The 14,230-nt window shown below is 49.2% G+C and carries 11 protein-coding genes; 5 read left to right on the top strand and 6 right to left on the bottom strand.

Features of this window, described 5'->3' with window-relative positions; all coding sequences use genetic code 11:
• A partial coding sequence (locus KIS29_10585) for a Type 1 glutamine amidotransferase-like domain-containing protein (GenBank protein MBX8640770.1) occupies positions 1-462 on the top strand: 462 nt, incomplete at its 5' end.
• Positions 463-587: 125 nt separating this feature from the next.
• Here KIS29_10585 and KIS29_10580 read toward each other — a convergent pair.
• On the bottom strand, positions 588-3,377 hold the full coding sequence (locus KIS29_10580) for a DEAD/DEAH box helicase (protein ID MBX8640769.1): 2,790 nt from the start codon (positions 3,375-3,377) through the stop codon (positions 588-590).
• Positions 3,378-3,494: 117 nt separating this feature from the next.
• The gene (locus KIS29_10575; protein MBX8640768.1) at positions 3,495-3,734 is read right to left on the bottom strand and encodes a SelT/SelW/SelH family protein; all 240 of its coding nucleotides are present in this window, start codon (positions 3,732-3,734) and stop codon (positions 3,495-3,497) included.
• Positions 3,735-3,799: 65 nt separating this feature from the next.
• Between KIS29_10575 and polX the strand changes: the two genes are divergently transcribed.
• From polX to KIS29_10560, 3 genes are all read left to right on the top strand, one after another.
• Positions 3,800-5,521, top strand: a complete 1,722-nt coding sequence (gene polX / locus KIS29_10570; protein MBX8640767.1) for a DNA polymerase/3'-5' exonuclease PolX — start codon at positions 3,800-3,802, stop codon at positions 5,519-5,521.
• Between the two features lie 76 nt (positions 5,522-5,597).
• The gene (locus KIS29_10565) at positions 5,598-6,251 is read left to right on the top strand and encodes a nuclear transport factor 2 family protein (protein MBX8640766.1); all 654 of its coding nucleotides are present in this window, start codon (positions 5,598-5,600) and stop codon (positions 6,249-6,251) included.
• Between the two features lie 458 nt (positions 6,252-6,709).
• Complete coding sequence (locus KIS29_10560; protein ID MBX8640765.1) at positions 6,710-8,215, top strand: aldehyde dehydrogenase family protein; 1,506 nt, start codon at positions 6,710-6,712, stop codon at positions 8,213-8,215.
• 44 nt (positions 8,216-8,259) lie between these two features.
• Here KIS29_10560 and KIS29_10555 read toward each other — a convergent pair whose 3' ends face one another.
• The 3 genes from KIS29_10555 to KIS29_10545 form a co-directional block, all read right to left on the bottom strand.
• Complete coding sequence (locus KIS29_10555; GenBank protein ID MBX8640764.1) at positions 8,260-9,645, bottom strand: hypothetical protein; 1,386 nt, start codon at positions 9,643-9,645, stop codon at positions 8,260-8,262.
• Between the two features lie 117 nt (positions 9,646-9,762).
• Complete coding sequence (locus KIS29_10550) at positions 9,763-10,791, bottom strand: alcohol dehydrogenase catalytic domain-containing protein (GenBank protein ID MBX8640763.1); 1,029 nt, start codon at positions 10,789-10,791, stop codon at positions 9,763-9,765.
• A gap of 55 nt (positions 10,792-10,846) precedes the next feature.
• The gene (locus KIS29_10545) at positions 10,847-12,310 is read right to left on the bottom strand and encodes an APC family permease (GenBank protein ID MBX8640762.1); all 1,464 of its coding nucleotides are present in this window, start codon (positions 12,308-12,310) and stop codon (positions 10,847-10,849) included.
• 188 nt (positions 12,311-12,498) lie between these two features.
• Here KIS29_10545 and KIS29_10540 point away from each other — a divergent pair, with 188 nt between their 5' ends.
• The gene (locus KIS29_10540; GenBank protein ID MBX8640761.1) at positions 12,499-13,239 is read left to right on the top strand and encodes a hypothetical protein; all 741 of its coding nucleotides are present in this window, start codon (positions 12,499-12,501) and stop codon (positions 13,237-13,239) included.
• Positions 13,240-13,842: 603 nt separating this feature from the next.
• Here KIS29_10540 and KIS29_10535 read toward each other — a convergent pair.
• Positions 13,843-14,205, bottom strand: a complete 363-nt coding sequence (locus tag KIS29_10535; protein ID MBX8640760.1) for a hypothetical protein — start codon at positions 14,203-14,205, stop codon at positions 13,843-13,845.
• Positions 14,206-14,230 lie beyond the last annotated feature (25 nt).

Here is a 14,230-nt window from a genome sequence, read left to right as displayed (position 1 = left end):
TCAGGGAAAATCCTGGTTATACCATGGACTTCGGATTCGCTTGAGAAGGAAGCCGAATATTCTAGGGTGCTCCGCGACTATTTTTCACATTGCGGCTTCGAAGAGGTATTGTTCCTGGCCAAAACCGATCCTGAAAATGATATCCAACGAAAATTCTCTGAGGTAGACGTCGTTTATCTTCCGGGTGGAGACACTGAGGTCCTATATCGCGAGTTAAAACAGAGGGCTTTGCAGTACAGGTTACTTGAATTCTCGGGAGTGATAATAGGAAATTCTGCAGGGGCAATTGTACTTGCAAAAGGAGGATGGGGCGATGGGAAATTCCACACAGGTTTCGGTCTCGTTGATTTCTACGTTTCCGTTCATTACAAGCTCAATGCAGGTCACGTTGCAGAAACGAAAGATGCTATAAATGTCAATATTCCTGAAAATATGTGGGTCATGGTAACAAATGAAAAATAATCAAATCCTGTAACGCTTTTCCATGCTCTCATATCAGAAATCAGGAGGATAAGCAAGCAGCAGGCGGAAGGAAGAGTTAGGGACGGAATATGAGAGAATTGGAATCACAATGAACCGGTCGGTGTTCAGTCCCAGAAGCGCTTGGTGCGTGCAAACTGTATCTCCTGCTCCAGAATGTCTTTGAGGAGATCTTCTTCTTCCGAGGCCATTCTTGAAAGTATTCTGGCGGCGCTGTCAGGCCCGATCCCGCGTCCTGCGAGTACTATCAGTGCCTTCTGGCCGTACTCCATGACGAGGTTTGCGTTCTTCCTCAGTTTCCTCACGTCACGAATCTGCTCATCCGTCAGCTTTCCGGGCGCTCTGAGCCTGCGCGGTATTTTTTCGAGTTCATAATCGCTCAGTGCCGCAATCATCGGGCTTCCGCATTTCCAGCATTTTATGCGCTTTCCCTCTCTGCCCGCCTTCGTTTTCCTCCTCGCCTCACAGTTGAGGCAGAGCATGGTGAATTCCTCTTCAAGGAGCCTCTTCTTCAGTGCCGTCAGAATGCCCCTGTCGGCCCTTGACGGCTTGTATAGTTCCCTTGTGGTGTCGATACCCTTCTTTCCGATCGGAGAGAGTGGTGCGCAGACCACCTCTATCTCCCCTCCAGCAATCATCCTGAGAACCTCCTCCGTACGCCCGACATCCATTGTTTCCCATATTGTCTTTTCGAGCGTTTCCTCCATAACCGGAGTCCTTTCGAAGGACTGCATAAGCTTTGACATGTTCATCTCCCTGTAGTCTGCATCCTTCCTTATGACACCGAATTTCTTTGCAACAAAGAGGAACTGCCACTTGGCGTATGAGCTGTTTGAAACAACCTTCCTCAGGAATGAGTATAATGCTTCCGGCGGAACGGCCCGCAGCGCTTCCGCGATCCACTCCCTTTTTGCGCCTCTGGGCAAATCAAGTACAATCCTGTACGGATCAAGATCTATGCCTACGCTTTCCCCCGAACGTGCGGAAATCACGGCGGCAACCATCCTTGCAAGCGTTTCGTTTACCCTGCTTCCGAAGCAGGCATTTATGACCGCCTTCGTGTAACCGCTGAACTCTATCACGATCCTTCTGTCTGTTGCAAGAAGCTGCGATCCCTTGACGGATGAAAGATAACCGCGGACCTTCTCTACGGCAGCCTCATCGATAGGATAATCTGAAAAGTCCATTTCGGCCCTGAGTTTACCGACTTCCTGTGCAACTTCGAACGGTACTGGTATCTCCTCTCCTATCCACGAGGGAAGGGCGCCAGATACCGATATCGGCTCGACAAGCAGTTCCGTCTCCCTGAGTTCAACCACCCTCCAGCTCCGGCCATGTGTTATGAATACAGAACCCTGTTCCGCGAACGAGACAACGAACCCCTCGTCAAGCGTGCCTATTACCTTCCTCGTGCTGATGTCCCTGACGTTGTATGTCTTCTCATCCCTTATCATGGATATATTTTCGTAGAAATAGTGCAGTCCCCTGGCAGATCTGAGCACCTGCCCCTCCTTCAGTCTGAGGAGCCTGTGTTCAGCAAGGAAATCGTAGACCTCCCTGAACTCGCTGTATGAAAGATTCCTGAAAGGGTAGCTCCTCCTTATCGTCGAATGCATGCTCTCCTCGTTGTAGGTTCCCTCTGAGGACATTGCAATGATCTGGTTTGACAGAACAGTCAGCGGTTTTTCCCTTACTTTCTGTTCCTCGAGCTGCCCGGCAAGAGCCCTCCTGGAAATGACGGCCCCTTCCAGTATTTCGTCCTCGTCGTATGCAACGATGCATCCCATGCTTACGGCCGATGCACGGTGCCCGGCCCTTCCTACCCGCTGCAGGAGTCTAGTCACCTGCCTCGGGGAATTGAACTGTATAGTGAAATCGGCTGTTCCGATGTCGATGCCGAGTTCCAGCGAAGATGTGCAGACCAGGCATTTGAGCGCACCGGCTTTGAACTGCTCCTCCATCTCAATCCTGAGATCCTTGGATAGCGAACCATGGTGGACACCGAGCGGAAAATCCGGAAGCCAGATGTGATAACGCGACGAAATAGCCTCCGCAAGATCCCTTGTGTTGACGAAGAACAGTGTGCTCCTGTTTGAGTCTATCACACTTTTCGTCATCTGGATCGCCGACGCCATGCCTTCGTCGATCTGTAGATTCGCCGAAAGCTCTGCCGTGGTGCTGTCAGGCAGCGGACACCTGACCTCGATTTCCCTTTCCTTTTCAACAGGTATGTCTGCTATCCTCACCTGTCTCCGGAATGCAAGAAGCTGCGCGACCTCGTCGGGTGATCCGACTGTCGCGGAAAGTCCAATTCTCTGGAATTCTCCTGCTATATTGTTCAGACGCTCGAGAGCGACTGAAAGCTGGGCACCCCTTTCCCCGCTGACCAGTTCATGCAGTTCGTCAACAATCACGTACCGCACTGTCTCGAGCGACTTCCTGAGGTTTCTGCCTGTCAGCAGTATCTGAACGGTTTCGGGTGTAGTGATAAGTATGTCCGGAGGATTGGCTGACTGCCTGTTCCTTTCGCCCTGCGAGGTATCTCCATGCCTGACAGCCGCAGTGAGTCCGACGCTTGAGGCAAGCTCCCTGAGCCTGACAAGCATATCCCTGTTGAGAGCCCTCAGCGGCGTTATGTAAATGCACGAAATCCCCTTTACCCTTCCCCTTTCAATCATACGCTGGAGTATCGGAAGGATGGCCGCCTCAGTCTTGCCTATGCCTGTCGGAGCACATACAAGGACATTCTCGCCATTGTAGATGGGCAGGAAGACGTTCTTCTGCACGGGGTGCAGTCTGTAGATATTCCTGCTTTCCAGCGTTCTTCGCAGACGTTCGTCCAGCTGCTCTATGATGCGACCGTCGTCCCTGCTGTCAGGCACTTCCCGCGCTTCCATCCGACTACTTTATTTGCCACATGCAACGCATATAATTGCTTTCGCCTGCCGTGGAAGCGCAGGCATCCGTTTCCCGGGCAGCCGTTCCCTGCAGTCAACCGGATGCGTCTTCCATCCTCAGTGCAGTTCTTTCCTTATTTCTTCCACTATCTCCCGCGGATCGGGATATCTGCCCGCCTTTTCCTTGGAAAAAATCAGCCTGTCCTCAACCAGTATATCGAATATGCCCTTGTCACCCGGCTGCAGGTTTACGCTAAGCTTCTTGTTCTGCTCCATGCCGTATGCCTGAAGCACATCCTTCGCGAGGTCCAGTGCCTTCGGCATGAAACCGCAAGGCTGGCAGTACTTTATGGTAATGCTTTTCATGCCGGACGGATAAGCAGGAATTAGTATATCTCTTTGTTTTCTCTACACCGACTCTGATGGATCCCGCCAACGAACCGGTTGCCGACCTGCTCAACGAAATAGCCAACATCCTTGAAATCACGGGCACTGACAGATTCAGACCGCTCGCGTACAGGAAGGCCGCAAGGACCGTGGAGGCGCTCCCGAAGCCTGTTTCAGACTACATCTCCGAGGGCAGGCTTTCTGATTTGAGCGGTATCGGCGAGGCTATAGCTGCAAAGATTACGGAGTTCGTCAGAAACGGGAAACTGGAATATCTTGAGAATCTGCGGAAGGGGATACCTTCCGGGCTGCTCGAAATGCTGAAACTGCAGGATGTCGGTCCCAAGACTGTCGCGAGACTCTTCGCGGAGCTGAAAATAACATCCATTGATGAACTCCAGAAGGCGTGCGAAGAGCACAGGGTAAGGGTTCTGAAGGGTTTCGGGGAACGGACCGAGGAAAAGCTGCTGCAGAGCATTTCATTCTACCGCGGGAGCAGCGGACGTTTCCTTCTTTCGGAAGCGGATGCAATCGCAGTCAGGGTGATCGAACAAATGAAACCGTTTGCCGGACGGATATCTGCCGCCGGCTCGCTCCGGAGGCGGAAAGAGACAGTCGGAGACCTGGATATTATAATATCATCTGACAGGCCGCAGAGGGTGATGGATGCGCTGATCTCCCTGCCGGAGGTGAAAACAGTACTGGCCAGCGGTGAAACAAAGTCAAGCGTTACACTGGAGAACGGCATTCAGGTGGACCTGCGGGTTGTCGACGACAGCAGCTATGGTGCTGCCCTGCTGTATTTCACCGGCTCAAAGGATCACAATGTAATACTCAGGACAATATCCATCGAACGCAATTACAAACTCAATGAATACGCGCTGTTCAGCAGGAGCGGCGATTCTGTGGTGGCGGGAAGGACTGAGGAGGAGGTTTATGCCGCGCTTGGTCTCGACTTCATTCCTCCTGAACTGCGTGAGGCAAGGGGAGAGATAGAGGCAGCCGCGTCGCACCGTCTGCCAGAACTCGTCCGGCAGTCGGATATCCGGGGCGATCTGCACTGCCACACAGACTGGAGCGATGGCAGCAGTTCCCTGGAGGAAATGGCAGGCGCGGCCCAGAAAATGGGTTATGAGTACATCGGCATAACAGATCATTCACGTAGCGTCAAAGTCGCAAACGGCCTCTCCGACGAGAGGATGGATGCGCAGATAAGAAGAATTGAAAAACTCAATGAATCGGGTAAATTTCGCATCCGCGTCCTGTGCGGAAGCGAGGTTGACATACTGCCTGACGGAAGGCTTGACTATGAAAGCGATATACTTTCAAGGCTTGATTATGCCATTGGTTCAATACACTCCAGATTCAACATGGAGCAGAAGGAAATGACAGAAAGGATACTGACCGCCTTCTCCAACGAACATCTCACTGTCTTCGGGCATCCGACGGCGAGGGAAATAGGACGGCGGGAACAGATCGCCTTCAGCAAGGACAGGGTATTCAGCGCTGCGAAGGAGTGCAGCGTATATCTGGAAATCAACGGCTCGCCTGAAAGACTCGATCTGAACGATGCACTCATCATTGAAGCGTCAAAGTACGGCTGCAAATTTGCAGCCAGCACGGATTCGCATCACACCTCATCACTTTCCAACATGCAGTATTCCCTTTCGATGGCAAGGCGCGGCTGGCTTGAGGCGGGAAGCATAATCAATACAACCGGTATTTCGGGCATCATGAAGAAACTCCGCAGGAGCTGACGAAGTCTAGGCACAGTGACGCTGTCTTAGCACAGAAATGCCAATGTAATTATAGCATGACACGAAAATGCACGGTATGGCAGCTACAACATCCAAAGGCACTGGCGGAAAGATCTCAGCAGCACTTGCAGCCGCAATAATTGTCGTGGTAGCTATCATTGCAGGTGCGGGCTGGGGATTGTATCTGACCAAGAAAACAACGACAACAGCCGTAACCTCACCCGTCAACGCCACTGTCGAAACCGAAATTGTAACATCGCTTGCTTTCGAGCACTGGAACGCCATCGGAATGGAGAACGTGAACCTGACAATGGCACAGTACAGCCCGAACGCCACACTCTACTGGTATGTCAAAAACACAACATATGACCATGCTTACAATGCGGCCCTGAACGGAACACATTCCGGTCTTGCGGCAATAAGGCAGGTATGGACAACATACTTCACTGATACCGTGGTGTATTACTGGGTAGGAGCGCTGAGGGTAAATGTCACGGGCTCAACAGCCACTGTTACCTCGAAGCTTTGGTACATCATGGCCAACGGAACAGTGAATCAGAGCGCACCGGTCAAGGATCAGCTGTTCACCGCAATTATGCCGTACGAACTTTATTATGTGTATTCCGGCGGACACTGGATGTTGACTTCTGAATGGTGGGGCTTCCCGAACAATCAGGGTACAATACAACCCGGTGCCTACGGACTCAAGACATACTTTGCGACATTTTAATGCGCCAGAACTGCAAAGATCAAATCTTTTCCCTTTGATTTAACCATGGAATAGACCCTGATCTGTTGATGGTTCCCATTTTGTCATTTCCAAGTCTTTCCTCCATTCTCCCTGTTCGCAGAAAACTCAATCGTCGTGCATTACTGTTTCACAAACAGTCCAGACGCGTGGTAAACACATGCTGTCCTTTAGTGCAATTTGTTTATCTGAAAACGATACATTGGATTCCTGTATTCCTGACCAAAAGAGTGTGCCTGCAAACCATTGGCCCTGGTACCCGAATTAGGTTCAAAGGCATACGGTTCATCCATGCCAACTATGCTTGAATTGATAGAGACAGTTTTCGTCAGCTGCGCTTCTCGTCATAATCCTGTACTATCCAATACCTGCAGATGAGAGACAGATTACATTTTAGATGAAGAATGACTTAATATGATTACACTGGATGAGGGACAAGGATGACAGGCTCACTATTGGCAGAGTGCAAAAATTTGATTGATGGAGAATGGCGCGCCGCCTCAAACGGGAAAAACAGCAATGTGATTAACCCTACGACTGGAGAGAATATTGCCATGATACCACATTCTTCTAAAGAAGATGTCCACAGCGCTATAGATGCAGCCAGGAGGGCGTTTGATGATGGGGGATGGAGAAAATCTCCAGTCTCTGAGAGGTCTGCCATACTGATGCGCCTCGCGGATTTAATAGAGCATGACAGTGATAGGCTGGCCAGATTAGAGACGATCAACACTGGGAAATCCATCAAGCAGTCGTCAAATTATGATCTGCCATACCTCGTGGACAATATCAGATTTCTTGCCGGAGCCGCGAGGAATATGGATGGAAAGGCGATGGGTGAGTATGTGGATGAGGGAACAAGCGCCATCAGAAGAGAACCGATTGGAGTTGTTGGTGTCATAACTCCATGGAATTATCCACTGATGATGGTAGTCTGGAGGGCAGTTCCCGCCCTGCTCATGGGCAATACGGTGGTATTGAAGCCCGCAAGCTATACGCCTCTGACAACACTGGAATTCGGCAAACTTGCACAAATCGCTGGAATTCCAAAAGGTGTTCTGAACATCATTACAGGACCTGGCCCTGAAATTGGGGAGGAAATGGCAAAGAGCTCTCAAGTCGATATGATCGCATTCACAGGAAGCGAGGAAGTCGGAAGGAAACTTTCCGGTTATGGCTCTTTAAAGAAGATATCGCTCGAGCTGGGGGGTAAGGCTCCATTTGTTGTATTCAAGGATGCCAGACTGCCTGCAGCAGTCGAAGGGGCTGTCGTTGGAGGTCTGGTAAATAACGGGCAGGATTGTGCCAATTCAACCCGTTACTACATCCATGAAGATATGGTGGATAAATTTGAAAGTAAGCTGATTGAAAAGTTGAAGGAAGTGAAGATAGGCAGTCCGCTGGATCATGGTACTGACATGGGACCGCTGATATCCTCAGCCCACAGAAAAAGGGTAGAAGATTACATAAAGTTGGGCATGGAGGAAGGGGGCCTTCTGAAACATGGCGGCTTCGAACCCAAAATAGAGGGTTGTGAAGGAGGCTTCTTCATTTCGCCGACGGTCATCAGAACTGAAAATGAGGAATCCCGCATAGTCAAAGAGGAGATATTCGGTCCAGTATACACCATTTTATCATTCACAGATTACGATGACGCAATACGGCGATGCAACGATGTCATTTACGGCCTCGGGGCATCTGTCTGGACATCGGACATGAATAAAGCTCTCCATGCCGTTCGCGATCTTCGATTTGGAACCGTCTGGGTAAACGAGCATGTTGTTGTCCCCTCAGAAATGCCTTGGGCAGGTTACAAGCACAGCGGGCATGGAGCCTCTCTGTCTTCATATTCGCTTGAAGAATTCACCAACATCAAACATGTCTACTTTGATGTAAGCGGTGCTGTCAGGAAGAAATGGTACTATCAGGTATTCGGCAGTAAGTGACGACTGTTGAATAAAGATGCCAACCGCAGCGTGAAAGTGGTTTCTCAAAAATTTTCAAGTTTCCTTCTGAGTTTAGTGAAGCGCTCATAAGCTGCAGCATGTGCATTAAGCGACCTGTCCGGGGTGTATGTTTCAGTTTCACCACCAATGTACCTGAAGGTTCTGAGCGGATATGACGCAATTGCAGAGGATGATTTCATGGCAATCAGGGCTGCACCGACGCTGCCTGGATCATAATTAAGGAAATTGTAATTCATGCCTGCGACAGTGGCTACAATCGGCCCTATCGTGCGCCCACCCACACCGCCTCCGACAACAATTTCACGCCTTCGTCCGGACAATTTTATTATCGCTTCCAGCATATCGATGGTTAGATAGGCAAGTGAATGGACAACAGATTTTATAATATCGTCCATCGATGTTTCGGCGTTAAAACCGTAGAAACCGCCTCTCAGTGAAGTGTTGAAAAGAGGACATCTTTCTCCCGCCAGATAAGGCATGAAAGTCACTTCCGTAGGTTTTTCATCCACATCGTTGATGTCTATCTTTGTTTTGAACAATCTCTCCGCAAAATCAAGAACGGTGGAAAACTGCGAATTGCAGCCATCAATTAGGTATCTTCCCGAAAAGTAGGCATCACAATATAGATTGTCAGTGATAACAGGTTTCTTCGAAACAAAGCCTGCGCAGAGAGTTGAGCCGTTGGAAACGAACAACAGGCTACTGTCGAGGCCTATCGCTCCCAGGGATGACACTAGAGTGTCAACGGTGCCGATACAGAGGCGTGTATCTCCTATGTCGGTTGCAAATTCAGGCTCAACAAGTTCTGGCAGCTTTGCTCTGATGCCCAGTTTTTCTGCAACGGGCTTCCACCAGTCTCTCTTCCTCGAGTCAACCAGTCCCCATTCAACCGCCGTCGGATAATCCTGGACAGGCGTTCTTTCTTGGTTCCCGCACATCCTGCCCAGCAGATATGCATTGAGATCGACAATGTACGAAGCCTCTTCCAGAACTTCCGGGTTGTTCTTCCAGAGCCAGAGTATTTTTTGCGGGAACATCTGGACGTTGGGACTGTTGAAATTAATCATTCTAAAGTTAAAATTCAGGTTCTTCCCGAAAAATTCCGAACCAAGGAGTGAGTTATATGGTATTGCAGTCAGAGGTTCGAAATTTGAATCAACCGGTATGAGCACCGGTGCCATGCAGGAGAGGCCAATTGAAGTAACGTCCTCATTCGAGAGTGAGCCTATTTCCTTTACAAATTCGCTGTAAATTTCATTGACTTGGACTGAATTACCGGCAAGCATGTCGCCTCTGTAACGCCTCTTTCGTGCAGTTACGATTTTACCTGTTCCGGCATCAATGACGCTCGTCTTTATGGATGAGGAGCCAACATCTATGCCGCCGAACAATCTTCCCGCTTTTGACATCACCGAAATCTCCATTTCTTCCAGTTATGCTTCCTGTCTCTGCCGTTCAAGCATCTCAAGATCTCCCGTTTCCTGGTTCTCAGTTCGCAGCCTGTAATGCCAGATTTCGTCCAATCATCAGCTGGGAAATTCCACGGCGCACTTTAATCCTTTCAGGATTCTCGAGTATTCAAGCGCTGATGCCAGATCTTCAAGCCTGAAGCGAGCGGTGACCAGAGGGATCAGGTCAATTTTTCCGGATTTGACCAAATCTAAGGCATTACTGTAACTCTTCAGGTCCGTGCCTGTTGAACCTGTCACGCGCAGCTGTTTGTAGTGGACGCCATTCATCGATACAGGAATCTGAGTATCGTTCATTGAACCGCCAAAAATCAGGATCTGGGTTCCCTTGCCCAGAAGGTGGCTTGATTCGGCCGCCGCTGCAGGATTTCCTATCGTGATATCCACCAGATCAATCTGCTCTTCCTTCATTTCCGAATAAAAGTTCTTCTCCTGCGAAATATTCACTACATGATCTGCGCCAAACCGGGTGGCAAATTTAAGACGCTCTTCAGAAAGGCCGATAACAGTTACGTTTTTAACACGCTTGATTCTTTTCAGGAGCTGAAGATGTATGAGTGCATTGGGCCCATCACCGATTACTGCAGCATTTTCAATACTGGCGTAATCTGCAAGATTGAGGCAGTGAAGACTTACAGCAACGGGCTCAATTAACGCACCTTCAACAAAACCAGTGCTGCCAGTTAAAGGGTAAACAAGCCCTCTTTCTATAAATTCGGATGGAATGCGCATCATCTCGGCATATCCACCGGGCACGTTGACACCAAGGCTTAACATATTGGGGCACATGTTCACCAGCCCCCTCCTGCAGATGCTGCACTCAAGACACGGGCAATCGGCGGCCACGTTAACTTTCTGTCCTGGATTCAGTTTTTCTGTTTTGGATGATAATAGGGTGCCTGAAACCTCATGCCCAAGGACAATGGGGACTCTGATTGAAGATGAACCTGAATAGTAGGCCTTTACATCAGTCGGGCACACGCCTACTGCCCTGACCTTCAGAATAGCTTCTCCGTTTCCCGGCTCAAGAACTGCGCCTTCTTCAATCCGGATATCGCCGATACCGTAAAATCTTGCGTATTTCATGGCATACCCCGAATAGCGGCGCCGGGAATCCTATCACGGAAATCAAATTCAAGGACTAGTCCTTGAATTCTGCCCTGAGTTTCTCTTCTGAAATCGTCCTTTCTACATATGACATGCCCAGTGTATTTCTCGCATGCTTGATCGCCACGTAGATAGCAACCACCACCATCGACACAAGTACAAACAACAGTCCGCCGAAGTACGGTTCTGTCAGGGAGCTATATCCCTCGTAAAACGAATAGACAAACAGGATTACAGCCCCAGCAGGGGCAAGTATGGAGGTTATAAAACTCCTCAATTTGAGTATTTTGATGCCCTTTTTCCTCAGGTAAAAGGCTAGGCTGATATCAGGTATGATGTGATGTATAAACCAGAAGGCGACTGCCATGCTCCCGGAAAGGAATAGTGCATCGAATGCTCCCTGACTTAGCCCGTAAAAGTGAATCATCAGCCCCTCATCAAGCGCAGTGGCAACTATGCCAAGTATCAAGTTGATAATGGCCGCATTTACCGGTATTCCCCTCCTGGAGACCTTTGTTATCCAGTCTGACTTGAAAAACTTATCTCTCCCCATCGAATAGATGAGCCTGGCAGTCGTCATTCCCGGAACAAAGCCGCCGAATCCTTGTCCCAGCAATGCCACCAGAATGAAAAATATGGCAGCTGGTATGCCCAGATAGGGAAGATAAGCTGCAAGACCCGGACTCAGTTCGCTGCTTAGCTTCGAGGCATGTGAAAGGCCAACAGCAACGACCTCGGAATATATTGCCAGAACACCAACCACTGTCGGAATAATAACACCTACAACAATTGCCTTCCATACATCCTTAAAAGGCGCTTTGCCTTCTTCTGCGAAGAAAAGCGGTACTCCATAGCCGGTGTAGAACAGGAAACCGGCGAGTATAACACCAAGGAAAAGTCCACTCAGACCACCGGGAGCCACCGATGGGTTGAAAGCCTCGAGGCTGTTGTACGGAGACCTCAGGATGACAATGAGCGAATATATGACCAGAACAATGATCTGCAAAATGCCCGAAAAAATAACCGCTTTCGCTGAGATGGAAAGATCAAGAACTGTCACCAGGAACATCGCGAACATGAAAATGATGGAAATGGAAATGAACAGAGAGACCGGTAGTACGTATGAGGTTACATATGTCAGAGATGAGTAGATGACGTATGCAAATGCTGTGGACGTCAAAACATCAAATGAAATGAAATAAAACAGATTCTCCATGGCAACAAACTTTCCGACAGCCTTTCCGAACCCGATTTCAGCAAGGCCGTAATATCCGCCTGCAAACGAAGCAATTCTGCTGTATTCCAGGATAGGTATTGTTGCAAGCAGGATCAGCAGCGCACCGAGAATCGGAATTAGAGGGGCGGCGAATCCGCCAAATGTCACTGCTGCGGCTGCGTTCGATACTGCCATGGCCATCGGATAAATCGCTGCCACGGTCAGGAAAGCCATCGCCCATAATCCAACTTTGTTCTTTTGAAGTGATCTCTCTTCAGCCATATTGTCCCCCGATGGCAACGGGAATTGCATCAACCATTTTAAAGGTTTATATGGCAATATTTAATACTCCATACTTGGCTATAAGAAAATAGATGATTCAATGAAATGCCATACTGGCAAAGCGATACTGATTCAGCGGCTTCAGACAGGCAAGCCTTTTATCGTGTTTACAATCATGGCATGAGAATATGTCCTACGGAAAGGAACACAGAATGAAAAGGCTCTTCGGGCGACGAGGGAAACTGCTGGTCATGGCAATGGACCACGGCATACCATACGGTGAAGTATTTGGCGACAACACTATTGAGGACCTTCTTAAGTTCTCTGCCGGACAAGTCGACGCAGTGATACTCAACAGAGGGATCGTTGAGGATTGCAGTAAAAACCTTTTGAATAAATTCGAGTTAATTTTCAAGTTGAACGGAATAACAAAATATTCAGACGACCCATACAACCTCGTCATGCTGTCGAGTGTTGAGGAAGCACTTTCGTATGATCCTGCTGCCGTCTCCTATGAATTATATCTTGGCGGAAGGCATGAGCATGAAAGACTTGGCGAACTTGGTAGGGTCATTGGAGATTGCAGGAGATTTGATATTCCGTTGATAAGCCATATCTATCCGGACGAAGAGAAGAAGGATCCTGAAATCATTTCTCACTGTATCCGTTTGGGTCAGGAAATCGGTTCGGATGTGATAAAGACGTTCTTCTACAGAGGCATGAACAAACAAATCTCAAGAATAACAAGACCTGTCATTATCGCTGGTGGACCAAAAATGGACGATCCTTCGGATGCAGTTCGCTACGTGGAGGAAGCATTGAAGGAGGGGGCCGCAGGAATTGCCATGGGTAGAAACCTGTGGGGGTGGGGCGAAGACACGCAAAGGGTTGTCGGAAAAATAGCAAAACTCGTGCACTCAGCCAAGTGAGACACGCAAACGTGTCCGCCCACCCATTGGCATCCTCACGAATTTTCATGATAGGTAATAGACAAGAGCTTAATCAACTCCGACTGTTCCCTGCCACTGCGCGGCATGCATTGGGATAGAAGCCGAAAGTGCCTTTAAACCATCTCTAGTGGTGTTCAGGCGTGTCAGTTTCTTCTCATCCGTTCTTAGCTGCGCGAAACATCAGATAAATGCACGTTCCTTGTTTTCTGTTCTTTTGGCCATTTCAATATTCGGATCCGTAACAGTGGCTATGGTTCTGGAGTCGCAATCTCCTGACACGAGCTATTCACCTCCATTGGCCACAGCTGTATCCGCATTAAGGGCAATAAGCACATTGACGGGTCTGCCTGTTCTGAGCAGTAACCACATGGTATCAACCGACTCCTCCGCAGCTAATGAATCCAGAGGAAGAGTCTTGAGCTCATGAATATATGATTTGGCGATTCTTTTTTGTTCATCTAGCCTCCTTTGCCACAGAGGATACGGCAACTCAAAAGTAGAGACTGTTGAGATGCCAAACAAATCGGTATCAGTTCCCGTTGATTCCTAGTACATGATTTTGTTAATCCTTGAAGCACTGTCTTACCAGACGTCCCGCAGATAGGCGGAGGCAGCACATTCGAAACATTCCTCCGCCGTTCCTTCGAACGAGCCGGAGGGGAGTATGGAAGGCTCATATCTGTCGATGCTCGCTCTGTAGAAGGCGAAGCGCCACCGGTTGCCCCGTATGTGGTCGAGCCTGCAGAGATGGACGGGTGTGCCGTCAATTGCCGCCTTCTGTTCATCAGTTGCCCCCTCGGGGTACCATGTGTCGATCACATATGCATCGACATATGCGCTGTTTCCCCTGAACCTCATATCTATGCGTCTCACATTCTTACGCTGCGATGCGAGACCGTTCAGTCTGCTGACGAGAGATGCCTTAACGGACTCCGTTATTGCCACATGTTCTTAATCGGTGTGACTGTAT

Origin of the sequence: Candidatus Sysuiplasma jiujiangense (assembly GCA_019721075.1) — an archaeon.
GTDB lineage: Archaea > Thermoplasmatota > Thermoplasmata > Sysuiplasmatales > Sysuiplasmataceae > Sysuiplasma > Sysuiplasma jiujiangense.
Note: the sequence above shows the minus strand (reverse complement) of the source record. Positions and strands in the feature narration are given on the sequence as shown.

Coding starts and splice junctions, on each gene's coding strand:
- KIS29_10580 (MBX8640769.1), bottom strand. CDS start 3,377: ATGGAAGCGCGGGAAGTGCCTGACAGCAGGGACGACGGTCGCATCATA.
- polX (MBX8640767.1), top strand. CDS start 3,800: ATGGATCCCGCCAACGAACCGGTTGCCGACCTGCTCAACGAAATAGCC.
- KIS29_10565 (MBX8640766.1), top strand. CDS start 5,598: ATGGCAGCTACAACATCCAAAGGCACTGGCGGAAAGATCTCAGCAGCA.
- KIS29_10560 (MBX8640765.1), top strand. CDS start 6,710: ATGACAGGCTCACTATTGGCAGAGTGCAAAAATTTGATTGATGGAGAA.
- KIS29_10555 (MBX8640764.1), bottom strand. CDS start 9,645: ATGTCAAAAGCGGGAAGATTGTTCGGCGGCATAGATGTTGGCTCCTCA.
- KIS29_10550 (MBX8640763.1), bottom strand. CDS start 10,791: ATGAAATACGCAAGATTTTACGGTATCGGCGATATCCGGATTGAAGAA.
- KIS29_10545 (MBX8640762.1), bottom strand. CDS start 12,310: ATGGCTGAAGAGAGATCACTTCAAAAGAACAAAGTTGGATTATGGGCG.
- KIS29_10540 (MBX8640761.1), top strand. CDS start 12,499: ATGTCCTACGGAAAGGAACACAGAATGAAAAGGCTCTTCGGGCGACGA.